Source organism: Nonomuraea sp. NPDC059007, from assembly GCF_042740555.1.
Lineage (GTDB): Bacteria > Actinomycetota > Actinomycetes > Streptosporangiales > Streptosporangiaceae > Nonomuraea.
In genome coordinates, this window is sequence record NZ_JBHYJD010000018.1 from 102,764 (window position 1) to 122,466 (window position 19,703).

The following is a 19,703-nucleotide window of genomic DNA, read 5'->3' on the forward strand; positions in this document are numbered from 1 at the left end:
TCATGCGCATCGGCATCGACGTCGGCGGTACCAACACCGACGCAGCCCTCATCGACGACGACGGCCGGGTCCTGGCCACCGTCAAGTCGCCCACCACGCAGGATGTCACCGGCGGCGTCGCCGCGGCGCTGGCCGGGCTCGGTGCCACCGAGGTGTCCGCCGTGATGATCGGCACCACCCACTTCGTCAACGCGCTGGTCGAGGCGGCCCGGCTGGAGCCGGTCGCCGCCGTCCGGCTCGGCCTGCCCGCCACCGCCGCGTTGCCGCCGCTGGTCGACTGGCCGGAACGGCTGCGCGAGGTCGTCGAAGGCGCGACGTACCTGTGCCACGGCGGCCACGAGTACGACGGCACCCCCATCTCCGAGCTCGACCCCGGCGAGCTGAGGAAGGTGGCCGCCGACATCCGCCGCCGCGGGCTGCGGTCGGTCGCGATCTCCTCGGTGTTCTCGCCGGTCAGCGCCGGCTCCGAGGTCAGGGCCGCCGAGATCCTGGCCGCCGAACTCGGCCCCGGCGTCCACCTGTCGGTCTCCAGCGAGATCGGCCGCGTCGGGCTGCTGGCCAGGGAGAACGCCACCATCGTCAACGCCGCGCTGAGCCGGCTGGCCGTACGCACCGTCGAGGCGTTCGGGCAGGCGCTGCGGGTGGCGGGCATCGACGCGCCCCTGTTCCTGTCGCAGAACGACGGCACGCTGATGGACGTCGGGCACGCGAGCAGGTATCCGGTGCTCACGTTCGCCTCCGGGCCGACCAACTCCATGCGCGGCGCGGCGTACCTGTCCGGTCTGAGCGACTGCGCGGTGGTCGACATCGGCGGGACCACCACCGACGTCGGCATCCTGGCCGGGGGATTCCCCCGCGAGGCCGCGGGGGAGGCGCTGGTCGCCGAGGTACGGACCAACTTCCGCATCCCCGACGTGCTGTCCATCGGCATCGGTGGCGGTTCGGTCATCGCCGCAGACGGTACGGCGGGGCCGCGCAGCGTCGGCTACCGGCTCACCGAGCAGGCGCTGGTGTTCGGCGGATCCACGCTGACCGCCACCGACCTGGCCGTGGCCGCCGGCCGGGCGGCGATCGGGGACCCGGGACGCGTGTCGGAGGTGTCCTGCGCGGGACCGCTCAAGGACATCGAGGCGCGGGTGGCCGAAGCCGTCGACCGGATGCGTACCTCGCCCGCCCCGCTGCCCGTCGTCCTGGTGGGCGGCGGCAGCATCCTCATCGACACCCTGCCCGGCTTCGCCGACGTGCGGCGACCCGACCACTTCGAGGTGGCCAACGCCGTCGGCGCCGCCATCGCCCAGGTGGGAGGGGAGGTGGATCGGGTGTTCTCCGGGCCGCGCGAGGCCGTACTGGCGGAAGCCAAGGACGAGGCCACCGCCCGCGCGGAGCGGGCGGGCGCGCGCACGGGCAGCGTGCGGATCGTGGACGTGGAGGAACTCCCGCTCGCCTACCTGCCCGGCGACGCCACCCGCGTCCGCGTGAAAGCCGTCGGTGACCTGGACCTGGAGAAGATCAATGCGTGAGATCACCGTGGACATGCTCGACGACCTGGCCAGGGGAGCCGGCATTCTCGGCACAGGGGGCGGCGGCGATCCGTACGTGGGCAAGCTGTTCGCCCGCGAGGCGATCCGCAGGCACGGGCCGGTGCCCCTGTACTCGATCGAGGAGGTGCCCGCCGACGCCACCGTCGTGCCCATCTCCACCATGGGCGCGCCGACGGTGATGCTGGAGAAGCTGCCCGCGGGGACCGAGGAACTGGCCGTCCTGCGCGCCCTGGAGGCCGTGATCGGCCGGCCCGCCACGCACATCGTGCCCATCGAGGTCGGCGGGATGAACTCGATGACCCCCATCGCCGCGGCGGCTCAGGCGGGGTTGCCCCTGGTCGACGGCGACGCCATGGGCCGCGCCTTCCCCGAGGCGCAGATGGTCCTGCCCACGCTCATCGGAGTGAGCAACACGCCTATGGCGCTGGCCGACGACAAGGGCAACACCCTCGTGCTGGAGGCGGTCTCCAACCACTGGGCGGAGAAGATCGCCAGGGCGGCGTGCGTACGGATGGGGTGCCAGCTCTCCTCCGCCGACACCGTGCTGCGCGGGTCGCAGTTGCGCGACGGTCTCGTGCCCGCCACGCTGACGCTGGCCGAGGATCTGGGCCGTGCCGTACGGCTGGCGCGCGAGGCGCACACCTCGCCGGTCGGGGCCGCACTGGAGGTACTGGGCGGGACGGAGCTGTTCGCGGGCAAGGTCGTCGACGTCGAGCGCCGCACCACCGGGGGGTTCGCCCGCGGCGCGGCGCGCCTGGAGTCGTCGTACGGCGTGCTGGAGCTCAGCTTCCAGAACGAGCATCTGCTGGCCCGTCGCGACGGCACGACCGTGGCCACCACCCCCGACCTGATCTGCGTCCTGGACACCGAGTCCGGCGAACCGGTCACGACCGAGGCCCTGCGCTACGGCCTGCGCGTCACCGTCATCGGCGCGCCCTGCGACCCGCGCTGGCGCACGCCCGAGGGGCTGGAGCTGGCCGGGCCTCGCTACTTCGGCTACGACTGCGACTACGAGCCGCTGGTGATCGGCTGATGGCACGCCTTGACAGGCAGCCAGATGGCTGCCTAACTTAAAGGCAGCTAAACGGCTGCATATCGACGAGGCGAGGGCGGCATGGACGAGGTGTTCAAGGCGCTGGCCGACCCGAGCCGGCGCGCGCTGCTCGACTCGCTCAACGCCCGCAACGGGCAGACGCTACGCGAGCTGTGCGCCGGGCTCGACATGGCCAGACAGTCCGTCAGCAAGCACCTGGCGGTGCTGGAGGAGGCCGGGCTCGTCACCACCGTACGGCGGGGCAGGGAGAAGCTGCACTACCTCAACGCCGCGCCCGTGCACGAGATCGCCCACCGGTGGATCAGCCGCTACGACCAGCCCAGGGTCCAAGCCCTGGCGGACCTGAAACTCGCCCTGGAGGAGACCCCGATGGACGCGCCGACCTTCGTCTACACCACCTACATCCGCACCACCCCGCAGAAGCTCTGGCAGGCGCTGACCGAGCCGGCCTTCACCCGCCGCTACTGGGCCACGGAGTTCACCACGGACTGGTCCGCCGGCTCGCCGATGACCTGGGACAACCACGGCGTGCTCATCAGCGACCCGGAGCAGGTCGTGCTGGCCGCCGAACCCTACAGCCGGCTCTCCTACACCTGGCACGCCGTCACCCCGGAGCTCGCCAAGCGCTTCGGCTGGGACGAGGACGTGCTCGCCCGGCTGTCCGGCGAGGCCCGCTCGAAGGTCACCTTCACAATCGAGGAGAACGGGCCGGTCGTGAAGCTCACCGTCGTGCACGACGGCTTCGAGCCCGGATCGAGCCTGGCCGAGATGGTCAGCCACGGCTGGCCGAACGTGATCGCGAGCCTGAAGACGCTGCTGGAGACCGGCGAACCGCTGCCGGACGACGCGTGAGGGGTCCACGTCGACTCAGGGGTACGGCGCCTCGACCGGCGGGTCCGCGCCGGGTTTGCGTCCCGATCCTGCGGTCAGGGGAGAGGTACGAGACGACGAGACCGAGGGGGACCGACATGGGTCTGGACGACAAGATCGGCAACAAGGCCGAGGAACTCGGCGGCAAGGTCAAGGAAGGCCTCGGCCGCGCGACCGACGACGAGCGCCTTGAGGCCGAGGGGCGGGCCGAGCAGAGCAAGGGCAAGCTCAAGCAGGCCGGCGAGAAGGTCAAGGACGCGGCCAAGAACGTCAAGGACGCGATCACCCCCGACTCGAAGGACCGGCACTAGGCACGCGAACACGCCGAAGGCGGCATCGCCGTCTCCGGCGTGTTCCCAAACTTTCAGCCGAGGCCGGATCGGGCGATGACGTTGGTGATGCTGATGCGAACCGCGGTGAAACCTTCCTGCACGAAGGATTCGGCCACGCCCTCCGCGGGCTGATCGGGGTAGTAGCGGCCGGCGATACCCATCGCCACGCGTCTGAGCTGCTCTGGTTCGGCGGAGGTTCGTGCCTGCCCTTCGATGGACACGAAGCTGTACGGTTGCCGATCGTCGCTGACGCAGACCGCGACGCGCCGGTCACGCGCCAGACTTTTCCCTTTGACGCTCCCGGGGGAAAGGGCGAAGGCGAGCTCGTCGCCGTCGAGGACGAAGCAGACCGGGGTGACGTGGGGCCGCCCGTCGGCGCGGGTGAGGGCTACGTGGGCGAGCCTTGTGCCCGCTGTGACGAACGATCGCCATTCGTCATCGGTCATCGTTGCCATGGGTGTGCTTCCTTTCGTGGCGCCAGCGGGTGGCGCTGAACCCGTTCTCCTTGCCGAAGGCGAACACCCGCTCCGGCTCCATCGCGTAGACGTGCCGGGGATCGCTGAGGGCGGTGTCGGCCGGATCGTAGAACTCGCCCTCTCTGACGAACGGATGCCACCACGGATACTTGGGCGGAAACAGCTCCGCGACCTCTCGCAGCCGGGCCGCGTCCCGCACGCGACGGGCGGTGCCTTCGAGAACCACGTCGACATCAGGACCGGGCACCGTGATCGCGCAGCCGCTGTTCCGCACGAGGTTGTGGGCCTTGCGGGACTGCCGGAAGGTGACGAAACAGACCGTTCCCTCAAGCCATACGGCCAGCACCGGCACCACGTGTGGCCGCCCGTCCGGGTCGGTGGTGGCGAGCAGGTAGTCGCCCGCTCCGGCCACAAGCGTGCGTACGTCCGCCCAGCCGAGCGCGGTCAGGGGTGTGCCGCGAGGGCTGGACAGCTGCTCGGGGGCCGGCTCCAACGTCGTCATACCCATGACGCTAGGTGAGCCGTCGCATCACGAAAAGCGATGGTTTCCGATCAAGGCAATCGCCATGAGCGATGGCATGGCTAGCTGCCGGCGATCTGGGTGACGAGGAGGTCGAGCCGCTCCGCTTGGCCGTCCGGGGGGATGCGGCCGCTCTCCGCCAGGGCGGCCATGCCGTGCAAGGCGCTCCAGACGACCTCGGCGAACAGCTCCCGTCGCGGGTTGTCCGGGCGGAAGCAGTTCACGAACTCCTCGAAACCGGCGCGAAGCGCGGGCGGCGTCTCGGCGTGACCGAACTTCACGTCGGTCGGCAGGACGAACATGGCCTGGTAGAGGGCGGGCTGCTCGCTCGCGAACTCCAGGTAGGCGCGGCAGACGGCATGCAGTGCCCGGGGCGGCTCGGGGGCGGCCAGCCGGGCATGGCGCAGGCGGTCCGCGAGCTCACCGAAGCCTTCGAGGGCAACGGCGCGCAGGATGGCGTCCTTCCCGTTGAAGTGGCTGTAGAGGACGGGCTGGCTGTACTCGACACGATCGGCCAGCCGTCGTGTGGTCACCGCCTCCCACCCTTCGGCCTCGGCCAGTTCGCGGGCGGTCGTGATGATCAGCTGGTGGCGTTGGGCGCGTTCACGTTCGCGGCGCTTGCTGATGGCGGACATGGCGCCATCCTAGCAACGCTAGACATCGTGTCCGCGATAGGAATACAGTCGCTACCATATCTAGCGCCGCTAGGAACGGATTGAGGGGACAACTCATGCTCAGCACCATCGCCACCGTGCTCGCCGGACTGATCGGCGCGAGCGTCATCTTGATGGGCGCCCGCTTCTTCTGGGCGCCGCAGGCCGCGGCCGGCTTCGGCATCCCCGGCACGCCGACCGAGGACCGCACCTTCCAAGCCTGGCTGTCCGTCAAGGCCGTGCGCGACATCGGCGCAGGCCTCTTGATCCTCGTCGTGCTGATCGGCGGGACGACTCACCTGCTGGGCTGGATCATGCTGGCCGCAAGCTTCATGCCCGCCGGCGACGCGGTGATCGTGCTACGCAGCGACGGCCCCAAGGCAACCGCCTACGGCGTCCACGGCGCCACCGCGGCGGTGATGCTGGTGATCGGCGCACTCCTGCTCATCGCCTAACCACTCGCCGTCAGTCCCACCACACCACCACCGCCAGCAGGGAAGCGACCTCGGCGACACCCGCCGGCTCGACGACAAGAACAGGACGAGCGTGATCGCCGGCCGTGCTGATCGCTTCTGACGATTGAGTTGATCGGAAAGCATCGCTTTTCGTGATGGCCCGCCGGCTCTAGCGTTGCCGGTATGACAAGCACGTTCGTGTTGATTCATGGCGGGGGAGATGTCGGGTGGTCCTGGCATCTGGTCGAGGCCGAGCTACGAGCGCGGGGGCACGATGTGCTGGCTCCCGACCTTCCGGGCGATGACGAGTCGAAGACCCTGGCCGACTACGCCGACTTCGTGATCGAGGCGGTCGGTGACCGGCGGAACCTGGTCGTCGTGGGTCACTCCTTCGGCGCGTTCACCGCCCCGCTGGTCGCCGATCGGTTGCCCGTGGACGCGCTGGTCCTGCTGGCCGGCATGATCCCGTCGCCGGGTGAGTCGCCGGACGACTGGTGGGCCGGCACCGGCTACCAGGGCGCGGTGGAGGAGCAGGCGAAGCTCGACGGCGGGCTGACCGGCAACGCGGATCCGTACGTGAGCTTCTACCACGACGTACCGCGGGAGCTGGCGCGGGAGGCGCTGGGCAAGGAGCGCGCGCACCCGTCGAGCACCGCGTCGGCCGCTCCGTGGCCGTTGGCCGCGTGGCCGGACGTGCCGACGAGGTTCGTGCTCTGCACCGAGGACCGCTTCTTCCCGCCCGGCTTCATGCGCCGGCTGGCCGCCGACCGCCTGGGCATCGTTCCCGACGAGATCGCGGGTGGCCACTGCGTCGCACTCAGCCGCCCCAAGCAGGTGGCGGACCTGCTGGTGGGGTACGCGACCTTGAATCCCCGGCAGGCCGATCTCGATCCGTGACATGGTGGTGGATCACTACGGAGAAGGGATGATCGTGCGAAAGCTGTCCTGGGCTCTGGTCGCCGCCATCTTGTTAACGTCGCTGGCCGCTGTTCCGGCGCAGGCCGCGGTCTCCTATCGGGTCTGGCACTGGAACGTCGCCGGCAACACCATGCACAAGGGATCCACCACCGACGGGCTCATCCCCGCGGCCGTCTCCTCCATCACCGGCAGCGGGGCGGTGTTCGCCTCGGTCAACGAGCTGTGCCAGCAGCAGTTCGACGCCCTCATCCAGCGGTTGCGTACCGCGGGCTGGCCTGCGGATCCGGCGAACTTCGCCCGGTTCGAGGCGACGATCCCCGGCCGGGCGGGCGGGCCGTGTCAGGGAAAGGCCTACGGCATCGGACTGTTCAGCAAGAAGCCGCTCGGCGCGGCCGACCGGATCACCCTGCCCGATGACGGCAACGAGCCGCGCAAGCTGCTCTGCGCGCCGCTGCGTGCGCAGCCGCGCCTGCGCTTCTGTACGACGCACTCCACCTTCGTCGACGCCTTCCGCCTTCCCCAGCTCACCGCGATCTTCGAGCGGATGGACGCCTACCGGGCAGCCGGCGACCAGGTCGTCGTCGCGGGCGACTTCAACGCGGCCCCCGACTTCGCGCGGATGAACCGCTTCTACTCCTCCCAGGTGAACACCCCGAACAACAACGGCAACACCGGCCATTTCCGCGAGGTGGACGACGCCGACGCCGCCGCCTGCCCCGGTTATGGCGAGACCACGCTCCAGGCGGCCGACGGCGGCGGCCCGTGCCGTACCGGAACGAAGATTGACATGATCTTCACGCACGACAGTGAGTACGTGGCCGCTTCGTCCTCGGGCGACGCGCGGCCGTCACCCACATGTGGGACGAAAGTATGCTCCGACCACCGGATCCTCACGGGAATCGTCACCTTGCGCGCGCTTTAGGAAGGCGCTGTCGCGCGGGCCGGAAACGGGTAGCGTCCTGCGGAGGACGCCCAGCGCGATGGAGGCCGCCGATGACCGAGGTTCCAGCGCCGCGTGGCGAACGGTCGGTCGAGCTCCACAGCGACAACTACGGGATCATCTCGACCGGCGACCACGCGAACATCACGCAACTGGTGACGCGGATCGAGGCGGTGCGCCCGGTCGAGGGCGTCACGGTGCCGCCGGGGCTGGGGAACGTGCCAGCCGTACCGCGCACGTTCGTCGGGCGCGCGGAGGACCTGGAGGTCCTGCACGCGACGCTGATCGAGGACAGGCCGGTGGTGGTTCGGGCGCTGCACGGGATGGGCGGCGTCGGAAAGTCGACGTTCGCGGCACGGTACGCGCGGCAGTACCGCGACCACTACCGGATGGTCTGGTGGATCGTGTCCGACACCGAGGAGACGGTGTCGGCGGGTCTGGCCGATCTGGCGGTCGCGCTCCAGCCGGAGCTCGGCGGGCTGCCCGCGCAGGCGCTCACGCTCCGGGCGAAGGCCTGGCTGGCCTGCCACTCCGGCTGGTTGTTGATCTGCGACAACGCTCCGGGTCCCGGCGTGCTCGGCGATCTCGCCGCGGTCGCCGGCGACGGACGGATGATCATTACCAGCCGGCTGGCGCATGGCTGGCACGCTCTCGGCGCCGACACCGTTCACCTGGATGTTCTGGGCGAGGCGGCCTCGCTCGAACTGCTCCTGTCCTTCGCCCCGCCGGGTCAGGCCGGCGACTGGCCGGGCGCGGCGGGCCTCGTCGCCCATCTCGGCGGGCTTCCGCTGGCGATCGAGCAGGCGGGCGCCTATCTCCAGGAGACCGGTCTCACTCCCGAGGCGTACCTGCGGCTCCTGGGCGAGCAGCCGGCCCGCCTCCACGACAGCACGGCCGAAGGCTCCGCAGGGCGCGCGACGATCGCCCAGGTCTGGAAGACGACCCTCGACACGATCGGCTTACGCTCTCCGCTGCCCGGCGACCTTCTCGCGATCCTGGCGTGGCTCGGCCCGGAACCCGTCCCGCGGACCGTCTTCCGGGCCCTGACCGAGCCCAAACCGGTCTACCGGCGGCGGCGTCCGTGGGAACGCCGCGACCGCGACGGCTGGAACACGACCCGGGCGCTGTGCGATCCCCTCGACGTCGAGGAGGCGCTCGGCCGCCTCGACGCCTACAACATGGTCAGCCTGACCTCCGAGTACGTGACCGTGCACCGGCTGGTCCAGGACGTCACCCGGACGGCCGAGGGAGAGGCGCCCGGCATCGCCAGGGACCGCGCGGCGATTCTGCTCGAACTCGCCTTCCCCGCGGACCCGAGTCCCCCGGAGGCCCGGACGGAGGTCCGCGCGCTGCTCCCGCACATCACCACGCTGGTGTCCAGAACGCCGAAGGAGGCCGAGGGCCTGGCGTTGCCCTTTCTCCTGTGGCACACGTCCGTGTTCCTCGGCGAGCAGGGCGACGTCCTGCGGGCCGTGGCCCTCCTGGACCGTGCGCTGGAGTCGGCGCGGCGGCTCTACGGCGCCGTCCATCCGGTCACGCTGTACGTCCGTGACGCGCTCGGCGTGGCCTGCCAGGACGCGGGGGAGCTGGGCGACGCCATCGCGCTGCTCGAATCGAACCTCGCCGACCGCAAGGCCAGGCACGGCCGTAACGACCCGCTCACGTTCGAGAGCCGCCGCCACCTCGCGTACGCCTACCAGGCGGCAGGCGACCATGCCCAGGCCATGGTCCTGTTCGAGCGGCTCCTGGCCGACCGGGAACGGCTGCTCGGATCGCACGACCCGCTCACGCTCCAGAGCCGCCACGACCTGGCCAACGCTCACTACCGCGCGGGCGACCAGGCGACGTCGATCCCTCTGTTCGAGCGGGCCCTCGCGGCGTGCGAAGAGGTACTCGGCCCGGCGCACGGCAACACCCTGTCGGTCCGCAACAACCTCGCGCTCGCCTGCTCGCGCGACGGCGACGAGGAACGGGCGGCCGCGCTGCTGCGAAGGAACCTGGAGGAGCGGGAGCGGGAGCACGGCACCGACCACCCGGACACCCTCCTCGCCCGCTTCAACCTGGCGGACGTCCTCGCGCGGATCGGGGACGAGGACGGCGCGCTGACCATGCTGGAAGCCGTCGTGGAGGACAGCGAAAGGGTCCTCGACGACCTGCACCCTGACCTGCTCGCCAACCGCGAGGCGCTCGCGGACGCCTACCTGAGCGCCAGGGACTACGCGAAGGCCGTCCCGTTGCTGGAGAAACTGCTGGAGGACCGGGAACGCGCGCTGGGCCCCGACCACCCGAGCACGCTGGACGTCCGGGGCGACCTCGCCGGAGCCTACTCGCTGAGTGGCGGGCTCGACCGCGCCCTGCGGATGTTCGAGGAGGTCCTGGCCGCCAGGGAGCGGGTGCAGGGTGACGGCCACCGCAGGACCCTGGACGCGCGCCGCGACCTGGCGCTCGCCTTCGAGCAGGCGAGGCAGCCCTATCGCGCCATCCCCCACTTCAAGCGTGTCCTCGCGGACTGTTCCCGGCTGTTCGGCCGCGACCATCCGGAAACGCTGGACGCTCGCCAGGATCTCGCGAGCGCGTATCAATCCGTCGATGACCTGAAACGCGCCGTTCCGCTGTACGAGGAGGCCGTTGAGGGCTTCGCCGGGCTTCTCGGCGAGGACGATCCGAAGACCTTCGGAGCCCGGCGCGACCTGGGGTTCGCCTACGAGCAGATCGGAGATCACGAACGTGCGCTCCGGCAGTTCGAGATGGCGCTCCCCGGCCACGAACTGGTTCTGGGGCCGGACCACATCCTGACCCAGGCGGTCCGTGACTCCCTGCGCTTCCTCGCCGAGGAGGACTAGAAGGGCGCCTGGCCGGTGGGGCCATCCCTACCGCAGGTTGGCCTGCTGGCATGATCACTCACAAAAAGCCGGACATATAGCTTCATAGTCGTCATAAACGACCAATGAAAGGGCTTTGTCCTTGTCTGGCACCACCTCGTTCCGCCGCACCGTCTCCCGCTCCGCCGTCGTCGCGCTGGCCGGCGCGGCCTGCCTCGCGGCCACCACCGGGAGCGCCGGAGCGATCATCAACGGCTCCAAGCCCACCGAGTCCTACCCCTTCATGGCGACCATCCCGACCACGGCCCCGCTCATGGGCCTGACGGACGGCACCTGCGGCGCGGCCCTCATCGACCCGCAGTGGGTCGTGACCGCCGCGCACTGCCTCGACATGGAGATCGGCTCGATCCCGGCCGGGACGGTACGCATCGGCAGCGACGAGCGCACGTCCGGTGGCACCGTCCGCAAGATCGCACAGGCGTTCCTGCACCCCGGCTACGCCCAGAACGCCCCGAACAAGAACGACCTCGCGCTGGTACGCCTGGACCGGCCGGTCGGCGTCCAGCCCATCAAGATCGCCAAGCAGGCGGGCAAGCCCGGCACGCCGACCCGGATCATGGGCTTCGGCATCACCGAGTTCAGCACCAACCCCGCCGAATGGAAGATGTCCGGCAAGCTCCGCCAGCTCGACACCCGCCGCGGCGCCGTCTCCGAGTGCGGCACCGGCTACGCCGGCGACACCCGCCTGTGCACGGTCAGCCAGAAGCCCAAGGCCATGGCCTGCAACGGCGACTCGGGCGGCCCCCAGATCCAGCGCGGCCGCGGCGGACGCTGGGAGCTGATCGGCGTCACCTCCGGCCCCGGCGCCAAGAGCCCCTCCTGCGAGCAGGGCCCCGGCCTCTACACCAACGTGCCCGCCTACGCCGACTGGATCAGCAAGACCATGAACGCCACCCGGTAGCCCGTCAAGCGTTCTTTCCGGCGCGCTCGCGGAAGTCGGCGGCATGGTCGTGGGCCCACTGCGCGAAGGTCCGAGGCGGCCGGCCGGTGACGACCTCGGCCGTGGGCAGCGGGCCGAACTGCGCCGGATCGAAATCCGCTACCTCGGCCGGGTCGGCCGGGTTTCCGGCGTAGTCGGTGAAGCCCAGCAGGAAGTCCGCGGCCTCCGCGGCGAACCCGCCCTGCGCGAGGTACACCTTCCGGGCCTCGGCCGGGCTGAGCTCCTCGAAGCGGATCTCCTCGCCGATGGCCGCCGCGATGGCGCGCACCTGGTCACGAAGGTTGATCAGCTCCGGCCCGTTGACGTCGTAGACCTTGCCGGTGTGACCGTCTTCCAGCAGCGCCGCGAGCGCCACGTCGGCGATGTCCTGCTCGTGCACGGGAAACCAGCCGGCATCGGGATGGGCGTCGCGCACCACGCGCTCCGCCCGGATCGACGGGCCCCACAGGGACAGCTTGTTCGCCGCGAACTCGCCCGGCCGTACGTGCGTCCACTCCAGGCCCGACTCCTCGACCGCCCGCTCCACGGGCAGGTGGAACGTCGTGTCGTAACCGCCGGTCACCGCGCCTGACGACAACACCACCACGCGCCGCACCCCCGCTCGCGCCGCCAGCGCGACCACCTCTCGTGCCGTGGTGGGTTCGGGGAAGAGGTACATCCGGTCGACGCCGGCCATGGCCGGTTGCACCGTGCGCGGTCGGGTGAGGTCGCCCGCCACGACCTCGGTGCCGTCGGGCAGCTGGGCCCTGGCCGGATCCCGCGTCAGGGCGCGCACCTCCACGCCCGCGTCGACCAGCCCCTTCGTCACCAGCCGCCCTACGTTGCCGGTCGCGCCGGTCACCAGTACTCGCATCCTCTGAGCCCTTCTCGAATTTCCGTACCGCCTACGGATAAACAATACCGTAACGTGTACGGGAAATGGGACGCGAGGAGATGTGATGGAACGCAGCGGCGGCGGCGATCCCGGCGCGACACTGCGGCTGCTGTGGCGTGGCGCCGCCGTGGGCGGTGACCGGCCCGCCCGGGGACGGCCACCGAAGATCACGCTCGACCAGATCGTCACAGCGGCCGTCACCGTGGCCGACCGCGACCAGCTTGAGGCCACGACCATGGACAAGGTCGCCGCCGAACTGGGCGCCGGCACGATGTCGCTGTACACGCATGTCCCCGGCAAGGCCGAGCTGATCGACCTGATGGTGGACGCCACGTGGTGCGAGCTGGCGCTGCCGTACGGGACGGATTCCCGGCCGGAGGGCTGGCGAGCGCAGGTGGAGCTGTACGCTCACCGGGCCTCGGCGCTGCACGGGCGCCATCCCTGGCTCCGCGAGATCTCGACCGTGCGCCCGCCCTTGGGCCCCGGCCTGCTGGCCCGGCAGGAATACCTGCTGTCCGCGCTGTCGGGCACCGGCCTCGACGCCGTTCAGGCGACGGCCGCGACCGACGCGATCGTGACCTTCGTGGACGCCGCGGCCGGCGCGCAGGCGGAACACGCGCACGCCGAGCGGGTCAGCGGCCAGTCCGACCCCGACTGGTGGGCGGCGCGGCAGGCGTTCTGGACGGAGATCTTCGACGTCGGCCGCTATCCCGCCATCGCGCGCGCCTGGACGGAGGGCGGTCTGAGCCGCAGCGCCGCCGAGGCCTCCACGATGGCGTTCGACCTCGGGCTGCGCAGCCTGCTGGACGGGATCGAAGCGCGGGTGGCATCAGGGTAGGACCCGGATTGGGTTGAGTGAGGACCTTGGGTGCTGTTAGCTTCACACGGTGGACGACAGGCGTGCACGTGCGGAGGCGATCGAGGACTTCGCGGCGTCCCTGCGGGAACTGCGCAACTCTGTCGGCAACCCACCTTTTCGGGAAATGTCGGGCCGCTCGGGGGCGATCTCCCACACGACGTTGCATGAAGCTGTCAAGGGCAACCGGCTCCCGAGCTGGGAGACCACTGTCGAGTTCGTCAAGGCGTGCGGCGCGGACCCCGCCGCGTACCGCGCGTATTGGGAAAGGGCGAACCTGGCGGTCAGATCCGTGAGCGCCGTGGAGCCCCGCGCGGACACCTCGGCGGGCCCCGTCACCGAGCCGCAGGAGCCCTGGCCGGCGGTCTCCGTGCGGGGGAGCGCCGGGCGCTTCCGGCTGACCCGCCCGGCCGTGATCGCGGCAGCGGGCGCCGTCGTGCTGGGGGCGGTGGTCCTCGTGGTGGTCGTGGTCGACCGCGACTCCACCCCCGCCGATCCCGGCCCGAACCCGCCGGCCGCCGGCGCGTCGATCGCGCTGTCCTCGACCGGCTGCCCGGTGCGGTCGAGCAACCCGCCGCCGGCCTCGCCGTTGTACAAGGGCGATGCGGCCGTGTTCGTCGCGGACGTCACGCTCCCCGACTGCATGCACGTCGGCACCGGCGAGACCCTGACCAAGGTGTGGCGGCTCAAGAACGCCGGGAGCGTGCGGTGGAAGGGCTATTCACTGCGGCGCCTCGAACCCGCCCAGCAAGCCGATCAATGCCGGACCGTCGCCGACGTGCCGATCAAGGACACGCAACCCGGTGAGATGGTCGAGATCCAGACCGACATCACCACGCCGATGAAGCCGGGGCTGTGCTACGCGCGGTTCAAGATGGTGGACGCTTCCGGCACGGTCGTGTTCCCCGGAAGCCGCCCGGTCACCTTCCAGATCATCGTCAACAAACGGTAGTTCCCCGCCGCAAGGGACACGGCGGGGAACCGGGAGGGGGACTCAGGAGCCGATGGCGATCCCGGTGTAGTAGCTCCGGAGGATCCTGGCGTAGTTCCAGCCCGCCTTGGCCTTGTCGCGCGAGCCCTTCTGCGACATCCAGTCCCCGGTGACCCAGTTGCCGCACGCCGTCGTCGTCGAGCAGTACTGGGCCTTGAAGATCTTCCCGCCGCGGGTCAGCCGGATGCCCCAGGTCGCGTCCACCGCGGCGCTCGTCGCCGCCTTCGCGGAACCGGGCTTGTACACCTGGCTCGACGTGTGGTCATAGACGTCGAAGCACTGGCCGCCCGGGGTCTTGCGGTTCGAGCGCATCGCCCAGTACCAGCCGAAGTTCTTCACGGCCAGCGCCCCGGCCCGCAGCGACTCCCTGGGCCAGCTCGACACCCACTCGTTGGGCAGGACGTTCTTGACGTACGTCTTGAAGTCCACCCGTTCCACGCGATTGATGGACTTGCGGTACACGAGGATCGTCGTGGGCAGCCTGGTGTCCGTGCCGTCGGACTTGCACCCGGTGACCGGCGGCGTGGACGTCAGGAACCGGTGTGAGGCGTTCTGGTTCTTGAGGGTGGGGTTCAGGTTGCCTCTGGCGCCTGCGGCGAAGTCCTGGAATTTGCCGGTGTGGCCGCTGTTGAAGAAGACGCGGACGGTTTTGGCGCTGCGGTTCCAGACGGAGGCGGCGGAGTTCTTGATGCATTTGCCCTTGCCGGCGCCGGGTCCCTTGAAGTCGAAGCAGGAGGGTTGTTTGGTGGCGTAGTCGCCGACCGATCCGGTGAAGTCGGAGACCGATCCCTGGTTGTTGCTGTTGAAGTAGTAGCAGAATTCGCCGGCTTCGCAGACGCCGTTGCGGTTCGCGGCCGAGGCGGGGGCCGCGGTGGCGGCGAGCATGGTCCCGCCGAGCGCCATCGCGGAGAGCAGCCGTACGGTTCGGGTGAGCACAGTCGTCATCCTCACTACTTGACGGTGTAGCCCTGGGAGTTCCAGAACGGGCCGGGGGGCGGGTTCTCGAGCTTCCAGTCCCTGACGCTCTTGGCCGCCCGCAGGTGGCGTCCGGGGCGCATCTCGACGTGGGTGTGCGCGGACGACTTCTTCGACACCCCGTGCCAGGACTCCGTGCCGAGGAGCTGGCCTCGCCTGACCTGCTGGCCCGCGCGCAAGGAGTTCAGCGGATCGGTGTGCAGGTAGATCACCGTCTTGTTCACCGAGGCCATGTAGATGGAGATGGTGGAGAGTTTCGACCGGCCGCTGCCGCGGCCCCCCTCCGCGACGTAGATGATCTGACCGGCCACCAAGGAGCGGACGTTCGCGCCCAGGCCCCGGACGATGTCGATGCCCTCGTGCCGGCCGGGGGTGTTCTTGTAGCCGTCAAAGCCAGTGGAGATCTGGCCTCTGGCCGCGTACAGGGAGAACGACAGGATGGCGCGGGGCGTCGAAGACGACGGGCCGATCAGGTGTGAGGCGTTCTGGTTCTTGAGGGTGGGGTTCAGGTTGCCTCTGGCGCCTGCGGCGAAGTCCTGGAATTTGCCGGTGTGGCCGCTGTTGAAGAAGACGCGGACGGTTTTGGCGCTGCGGTTCCAGACGGAGGCGGCGGAGTTCTTGATGCATTTGCCCTTGCCGGCGCCGGGTCCCTTGAAGTCGAAGCAGGAGGGTTGTTTGGTGGCGTAGTCGCCGACCGATCCGGTGAAGTCGGAGACCGACCCCTGGTTGTTGCTGTTGAAGTAGTAGCAGAATTCGCCGGCTTCGCAGACGCCGTTGCGGTTCGCGGCGGAGGCGGGGGCCGCGGTGGTGGCGAGTACCGTTCCGCCGAGCGCCATCGCCGCGGTCGCCGCGGCGAGGAACCTGGTGAGCGTTGTCATGCTGTTCTCCTTCTGTCCGTGGTGTCGGGGTTGCTGTGCTTCGGCGGAGTCACCGGCGCTGGTACTCCTCCCAGGTGCGGATGGTCACCTTCGGGCCGTCGTCAGGACCACGGCCGGCGAGGCCGTTCAGACCGAGGTAGTAATCGCCGACCTGGCCCTGGGCCTGGCCGGAGAGAGCGGTGTCACTGATGGCCACGGCGTGGATGTGCCACGGCCAGTCATCCTGCTGGGGACTGCGCACCCACGCGGCGAAACCCACCAGACGCAGCCCGCGCAGGACCGCGGTCCGGGTGGCGGCGTTCATCCCTTTCACGGAAATGTCCACGACGCCCCCGCCGTCGTGGGTGCCCGCGGACGTGGGGTCACCGCCGGGGTTGTACGAACCCTGATCCAGCTTGAGGTCGCGCCCGAGCAACCGCTTGGCCTCGGTCAGCATCTTTCGCGTACGGGTGTTGACCACGAAACCGCCGGAGGACACCCGGGGGCCGGGGTCGACGATGCGGGTGACCTTGAAGCGGCCGGCGCCGAGGCTGGTGAGCGACGTCTTGCCAGGAAGGCCGTTGGCGTCGAGACCGCTGAGGCCGAGAGACTTCTGGTAGTTGGCGTAGGCGGTCACCGTCGTGGTGCCGAAGTACCCGTCAACCCACTTCGTGTCGAGGAGACGCCGGTCGCGCAGCGCCCGCTCGACGAGGAGCACACTGGCCTTGGCGCCCGGGGTCAACGTGTTGTCAGCCCGCCGCGGGTCGATCTGGGCCGCCTTGACGGTGGCTTCCATGTTCAGAGCGGGAAGAGCCCCGGCGTCGGCCGCGTGTGCCGGCGGCGTCCCGGGCGCTCCGGTCAGGGGAGCGAGCAGGACGGCCGTTGTAAGGCCGGCGGCGGATGCGGGCAGCTTCATCGATACTCCTGGTCAGCGCTGGGGCGATTCTCTGTGCGGCGAGAATCAAGCTCCCGGATCGCTGGGCTGTCCGGTAGGAGTTCGGTGTTGTCAGCCTGTACGGCAGGCCTGCCCGTACGGGCTGTCTGACAGGTGATCCGCGTCGAAAAGCCCGCAAGGCGGGCAGCAGGTACGGCGGGCAGGATCGGTGAGCCGTGCCGGGGCTCACCGGATCCACGCCGCCCAAGGGCTACTGCTCTCCGGTCTCGCCCTCCTCCAGCGCGTACCCGCAGGCCTTGACCTCGCCGGTCTCGGGGTCGGAGAAGTCCGGGTCGAACTCGATCAGGCCGAGCGTGGTGCCCTCGACGGAGCGACGGAAGGTCTCCTGCTTGCCGCAGTCGTAGAGCACGTAGGCGCCCTCCTTCTCGCCCAGGAGCAGGAACCTCTCGTCCGGGTTGTCCTTGTGCAGCGGCTTGCCGTCGCCGTCGCCCACGGTGGCCCATTGGTTCTGGAAGCCGACGGTCTGCAGCAGGGCGTTGCCGTTGCCGTTGGCGGCGATGTCGACGGCGCCCTGGACCATCTGGGCGACCAGTATCAGGCCCAGCCCGATGCCGAGCAGCGCACCGGTGAGCACCTTCATGCCGGCCCGGCCGGTGTTGTGCCGGCGCATCAGGCGAAACGGCACCAGGAGCCCGAGGACGGCGACAAGGAGAACGGCCACCAGGAGAGTGCCGCCGGACAGCTCCCACAGCGTGCCGAAGTAGGCGTAGTAGGCGACGAGCGAGATGAGAACGCCCGCCGCGGCCGCGATCCACGGCTGTTCGCGGAGCCTGTGCAGCAGCCGGCCGACCGATCTGCGGGTGGCCAGGTTGAGCAGCCAGCCCAGCGCGACGAGCAACCCCACTCCGGGCAGGGCCACCAGGAAGAGCTGGATCAGGGTGCCGATGAGCCGGCCGAAGATCGTCGCCTGGTCCAGGCCCGCCTGCTCGGGGGTGATGCCGAACACCATGTAGACCTGGGCCAGCCCCAGATACAGCATGGCGTACATGCCCACGGCGATCGGCACGGCGACCGACCCGATCTTCTCGAAGACCTCGAGCACGCTGCCCTTGGCCGATTCCGGCTCCGGGAGTGGCTGTTCTGGTGGGAGAGACTGAAACGTCATGACAGCAGAGAGTGGACGGCGTGCGTCGACACCTGGTTGACGGGAGATAACCGCCGGGGTTATGCCGGTCTGATGTTGTGGTTGACGCGGAACAGGTTGCGCGGGTCGTGGATCCGCTTGAGCCGTGTCAGCCGCTTGTAATCTGCCGGAGTGTAGGCCGCGCGTACCTGCTCGGGGGCGAGGTCGGCGCCGCTCATGAAGTTGGCCGCCATGCCTCCGGTGAGGTGCGGCTTGAAGCCGTCCATCAGCCGCTGTTGCAGCCTGCGCACCGCTCCGGCCTGGTCCGCCGGTGCCGGGTTCGCGATGAAGAGCAGGGCGGCGGCGTCCCGGTGTCCCACGGCGTTGGGCACCGCGGCCGGACGGGCGAGCGCGCCGCCGAGCTGCCGGAGCTCGATCAGCCCGAAGGGCAGCTTGGCGTCCGGGCCCGCCAGGGTCAGCAGCTTCTCCACGGCGGCGGCGTCCAGCTTTCTGAGCAGCCCGGTGCGCTCGAAGACCGGCAGCGGCGCCACGGGCGGATCATTGGAGATTGTCCAGATTTTCCCGTACGGCAGCGTGCCCATGGTGTTGAGCTCCGGCCCGGCGGCCAGCATCGGGGCGAGCAGCCGCCTGGCCTCCTGGGCCCGTCCGAGGTGGGCGGCGGTCAGGCGGACCGCGACCCGGTCCTGAAGGGGCGGGGGCACGGTGGGCGCCTTGGGCAGGCGCATGAACGCCAGCGTGGTCGTCATCTCCTCGGGCAGCCTGGCCGCCCAGGCGGGGTAGGCGCGGACCACCCGCCGGGCCGCCTCTCCGAAGAAGAAGAGCGCGCCGCCGTACAGGGTGGCCGCCTTGACCAGGTCGATCTCCATGCCGGTGACGACCCCGAAGTTGCTCTTGCCACCTCGGACCGCCCAGAACAGGTCCGCGTGCCTGCCCGGTGACAGGCGAAGCGGGCGGCCGTCCGGGGTGACCAGGTTGATGGCCCGCACGTGGTCGGCGGCGTAGCCGTACTTGCGGCCGAGGGGGCCGAGACCGCCGCCCAGCGTGTAGCCCACGGCGCCCACGTCGAGCGAGGAGCCGTTGATCGTCGCCAGGCCGTGGGCGGCGGCGGCCTCGACGAGCGTCCGCATCCTGGTGCCGGCGGCGACCTTGGCGACGCGCCTGGCCGGATTGATCTTCACCGAGCTCAGCCGCCGGGTGTTGATCAGAATCCCGCCGTCGGCGGCGGCGCTGATGCCGTGCCCGGTGGCCTGCACGGCGACGGGCAGCCCGAGAACGCCGGCCAGGCGGACGGCGGCGCGGACGTCGCCGGCGTCGGCGGGTACCACGACCGCCTGGGGGGCGTGCCGGACGACGCTGTTGTATCCGGCGTGCTCCGCCGCGAAGCCGGGGTCGCGGGGGAACAGCACGGTGCCCTTCACCGCTGATGTGAGCCTGGTCGCGAGGCGGTCGCCGGGATCGTGGGTCGCCGCCGCCGTGCCCCCGATGGCGAGCGCGCCCTTGATGATGGTTCGTCTGCTCAACATGGTTTCC

At 70.1% G+C, this 19,703-nt stretch carries 20 protein-coding genes; 11 read left to right on the forward strand and 9 right to left on the reverse strand.

The features are described 5' to 3' along the window. The first annotated feature begins 2 nt into the window (after window positions 1–2). The 4 genes from ACFWY5_RS28480 (at window position 3) to ACFWY5_RS28495 (ending at window position 3,776) form a co-directional block, all read left to right on the forward strand. Window positions 3–1,520: a hydantoinase/oxoprolinase N-terminal domain-containing protein gene (locus tag ACFWY5_RS28480; protein WP_379635458.1), complete on the forward strand. Its 1,518-nt coding sequence runs from the start codon at window positions 3–5 to the stop codon at window positions 1,518–1,520. Further along, on the forward strand, window positions 1,513–2,574 hold the full coding sequence (locus ACFWY5_RS28485) for a DUF917 domain-containing protein (RefSeq protein ID WP_379635460.1): 1,062 nt from the start codon (window positions 1,513–1,515) through the stop codon (window positions 2,572–2,574). Before ACFWY5_RS28480 ends, ACFWY5_RS28485 begins: the two co-directional genes overlap by 8 nt. A gap of 81 nt (window positions 2,575–2,655) precedes the next feature. After that, window positions 2,656–3,447 carry an ArsR/SmtB family transcription factor gene (locus ACFWY5_RS28490; protein ID WP_379635462.1) on the forward strand — a complete coding sequence of 264 codons (792 nt, stop codon included), beginning with the start codon at window positions 2,656–2,658 and terminating at the stop codon, window positions 3,445–3,447. Window positions 3,448–3,563: 116 nt separating this feature from the next. Beyond that, entirely contained in the window at window positions 3,564–3,776 is a 213-nt protein-coding gene (locus ACFWY5_RS28495; RefSeq protein ID WP_379635464.1) for a CsbD family protein, read from the forward strand. A gap of 53 nt (window positions 3,777–3,829) precedes the next feature. On the opposite strand, the gene ACFWY5_RS28500 is transcribed toward ACFWY5_RS28495, so the two are convergent. From ACFWY5_RS28500 to ACFWY5_RS28510, 3 genes are all read right to left on the reverse strand, one after another. After that, on the reverse strand, window positions 3,830–4,252 hold the full coding sequence (locus ACFWY5_RS28500) for a PPOX class F420-dependent oxidoreductase (RefSeq protein ID WP_379635466.1): 423 nt from the start codon (window positions 4,250–4,252) through the stop codon (window positions 3,830–3,832). Then, complete coding sequence (locus ACFWY5_RS28505) at window positions 4,233–4,775, reverse strand: pyridoxamine 5'-phosphate oxidase family protein (protein ID WP_379635468.1); 543 nt, start codon at window positions 4,773–4,775, stop codon at window positions 4,233–4,235. Before ACFWY5_RS28505 ends, ACFWY5_RS28500 begins: the two co-directional genes overlap by 20 nt. Before the next feature lie 80 nt (window positions 4,776–4,855). Beyond that, a complete protein-coding gene (locus tag ACFWY5_RS28510) occupies window positions 4,856–5,428 on the reverse strand; it encodes a TetR/AcrR family transcriptional regulator (protein ID WP_379635470.1) in 573 nt (190 codons plus the stop codon). Window positions 5,429–5,523: 95 nt separating this feature from the next. On the opposite strand from ACFWY5_RS28510, the gene ACFWY5_RS28515 reads away from it, so the two are divergent. From ACFWY5_RS28515 to ACFWY5_RS28535, 5 genes are all read left to right on the forward strand, one after another. Further along, window positions 5,524–5,901, forward strand: coding sequence for a DUF4267 domain-containing protein (locus tag ACFWY5_RS28515; RefSeq protein ID WP_379635472.1), 378 nt, complete (start codon window positions 5,524–5,526; stop codon window positions 5,899–5,901). Between the two features lie 183 nt (window positions 5,902–6,084). Beyond that, a complete protein-coding gene (locus ACFWY5_RS28520; RefSeq protein ID WP_379619053.1) occupies window positions 6,085–6,798 on the forward strand; it encodes an alpha/beta fold hydrolase in 714 nt (237 codons plus the stop codon). 28 nt (window positions 6,799–6,826) lie between these two features. Further along, window positions 6,827–7,741: an endonuclease/exonuclease/phosphatase family protein gene (locus ACFWY5_RS28525; RefSeq protein ID WP_379635474.1), complete on the forward strand. Its 915-nt coding sequence runs from the start codon at window positions 6,827–6,829 to the stop codon at window positions 7,739–7,741. A 71-nt stretch (window positions 7,742–7,812) separates the two neighbouring features. Continuing rightward, window positions 7,813–10,602, forward strand: a complete 2,790-nt coding sequence (locus ACFWY5_RS28530) for a tetratricopeptide repeat protein (protein WP_379635476.1) — start codon at window positions 7,813–7,815, stop codon at window positions 10,600–10,602. A 121-nt stretch (window positions 10,603–10,723) separates the two neighbouring features. Beyond that, the gene (locus tag ACFWY5_RS28535; RefSeq protein ID WP_379635478.1) at window positions 10,724–11,542 is read left to right on the forward strand and encodes a S1 family peptidase; all 819 of its coding nucleotides are present in this window, start codon (window positions 10,724–10,726) and stop codon (window positions 11,540–11,542) included. Between the two features lie 4 nt (window positions 11,543–11,546). Here ACFWY5_RS28535 and ACFWY5_RS28540 read toward each other — a convergent pair whose 3' ends face one another. Then, on the reverse strand, window positions 11,547–12,434 hold the full coding sequence (locus ACFWY5_RS28540) for an SDR family oxidoreductase (protein ID WP_379635480.1): 888 nt from the start codon (window positions 12,432–12,434) through the stop codon (window positions 11,547–11,549). 85 nt (window positions 12,435–12,519) lie between these two features. On the opposite strand from ACFWY5_RS28540, the gene ACFWY5_RS28545 reads away from it, so the two are divergent. Then, window positions 12,520–13,293 (forward strand): TetR/AcrR family transcriptional regulator, encoded by a 774-nt coding sequence (locus tag ACFWY5_RS28545; RefSeq protein ID WP_379619064.1) that lies wholly within the window; start codon window positions 12,520–12,522, stop codon window positions 13,291–13,293. A 49-nt stretch (window positions 13,294–13,342) separates the two neighbouring features. Next, window positions 13,343–14,263 (forward strand): NBR1-Ig-like domain-containing protein, encoded by a 921-nt coding sequence (locus ACFWY5_RS28550; RefSeq protein WP_379635482.1) that lies wholly within the window; start codon window positions 13,343–13,345, stop codon window positions 14,261–14,263. Window positions 14,264–14,305: 42 nt separating this feature from the next. On the opposite strand, the gene ACFWY5_RS28555 is transcribed toward ACFWY5_RS28550, so the two are convergent. From ACFWY5_RS28555 to ACFWY5_RS28575, 5 genes are all read right to left on the reverse strand, one after another. Next, window positions 14,306–15,247, reverse strand: coding sequence for a SpoIID/LytB domain-containing protein (locus tag ACFWY5_RS28555; RefSeq protein ID WP_379635484.1), 942 nt, complete (start codon window positions 15,245–15,247; stop codon window positions 14,306–14,308). Between the two features lie 5 nt (window positions 15,248–15,252). After that, window positions 15,253–16,155, reverse strand: a complete 903-nt coding sequence (locus ACFWY5_RS28560; RefSeq protein ID WP_379635486.1) for a peptidase inhibitor family I36 protein — start codon at window positions 16,153–16,155, stop codon at window positions 15,253–15,255. A gap of 49 nt (window positions 16,156–16,204) precedes the next feature. Continuing rightward, window positions 16,205–17,050, reverse strand: a complete 846-nt coding sequence (locus ACFWY5_RS28565) for a peptidoglycan-binding protein (RefSeq protein ID WP_379635488.1) — start codon at window positions 17,048–17,050, stop codon at window positions 16,205–16,207. A gap of 229 nt (window positions 17,051–17,279) precedes the next feature. After that, window positions 17,280–18,194, reverse strand: a complete 915-nt coding sequence (locus ACFWY5_RS28570; RefSeq protein WP_379635490.1) for a hypothetical protein — start codon at window positions 18,192–18,194, stop codon at window positions 17,280–17,282. Between the two features lie 59 nt (window positions 18,195–18,253). Further along, window positions 18,254–19,696: an FAD-binding oxidoreductase gene (locus tag ACFWY5_RS28575; protein WP_379635492.1), complete on the reverse strand. Its 1,443-nt coding sequence runs from the start codon at window positions 19,694–19,696 to the stop codon at window positions 18,254–18,256. Between the last annotated feature and the right edge of the window lie 7 nt (window positions 19,697–19,703).

Bases quoted from the DNA above. Each gene is read 5' to 3' on its own strand.
- ACFWY5_RS28520 (WP_379619053.1), top strand. From the start codon at position 6,085: ATGACAAGCACGTTCGTGTTGATTCATGGCGGGGGAGATGTCGGGTGG.
- ACFWY5_RS28540 (WP_379635480.1), bottom strand. From the start codon at position 12,434: ATGCGAGTACTGGTGACCGGCGCGACCGGCAACGTAGGGCGGCTGGTG.
- ACFWY5_RS28500 (WP_379635466.1), bottom strand. From the start codon at position 4,252: ATGGCAACGATGACCGATGACGAATGGCGATCGTTCGTCACAGCGGGC.
- ACFWY5_RS28555 (WP_379635484.1), bottom strand. From the start codon at position 15,247: ATGACGACTGTGCTCACCCGAACCGTACGGCTGCTCTCCGCGATGGCG.
- ACFWY5_RS28495 (WP_379635464.1), top strand. From the start codon at position 3,564: ATGGGTCTGGACGACAAGATCGGCAACAAGGCCGAGGAACTCGGCGGC.
- ACFWY5_RS28510 (WP_379635470.1), bottom strand. From the start codon at position 5,428: ATGTCCGCCATCAGCAAGCGCCGCGAACGTGAACGCGCCCAACGCCAC.
- ACFWY5_RS28490 (WP_379635462.1), top strand. From the start codon at position 2,656: ATGGACGAGGTGTTCAAGGCGCTGGCCGACCCGAGCCGGCGCGCGCTG.
- ACFWY5_RS28480 (WP_379635458.1), top strand. From the start codon at position 3: ATGCGCATCGGCATCGACGTCGGCGGTACCAACACCGACGCAGCCCTC.
- ACFWY5_RS28570 (WP_379635490.1), bottom strand. From the start codon at position 18,194: ATGACGTTTCAGTCTCTCCCACCAGAACAGCCACTCCCGGAGCCGGAA.
- ACFWY5_RS28515 (WP_379635472.1), top strand. From the start codon at position 5,524: ATGCTCAGCACCATCGCCACCGTGCTCGCCGGACTGATCGGCGCGAGC.
- ACFWY5_RS28485 (WP_379635460.1), top strand. From the start codon at position 1,513: ATGCGTGAGATCACCGTGGACATGCTCGACGACCTGGCCAGGGGAGCC.
- ACFWY5_RS28565 (WP_379635488.1), bottom strand. From the start codon at position 17,050: ATGAAGCTGCCCGCATCCGCCGCCGGCCTTACAACGGCCGTCCTGCTC.
- ACFWY5_RS28525 (WP_379635474.1), top strand. From the start codon at position 6,827: ATGATCGTGCGAAAGCTGTCCTGGGCTCTGGTCGCCGCCATCTTGTTA.
- ACFWY5_RS28505 (WP_379635468.1), bottom strand. From the start codon at position 4,775: ATGACGACGTTGGAGCCGGCCCCCGAGCAGCTGTCCAGCCCTCGCGGC.
- ACFWY5_RS28530 (WP_379635476.1), top strand. From the start codon at position 7,813: ATGACCGAGGTTCCAGCGCCGCGTGGCGAACGGTCGGTCGAGCTCCAC.
- ACFWY5_RS28560 (WP_379635486.1), bottom strand. From the start codon at position 16,155: ATGACAACGCTCACCAGGTTCCTCGCCGCGGCGACCGCGGCGATGGCG.
- ACFWY5_RS28545 (WP_379619064.1), top strand. From the start codon at position 12,520: ATGGAACGCAGCGGCGGCGGCGATCCCGGCGCGACACTGCGGCTGCTG.
- ACFWY5_RS28575 (WP_379635492.1), bottom strand. From the start codon at position 19,696: ATGTTGAGCAGACGAACCATCATCAAGGGCGCGCTCGCCATCGGGGGC.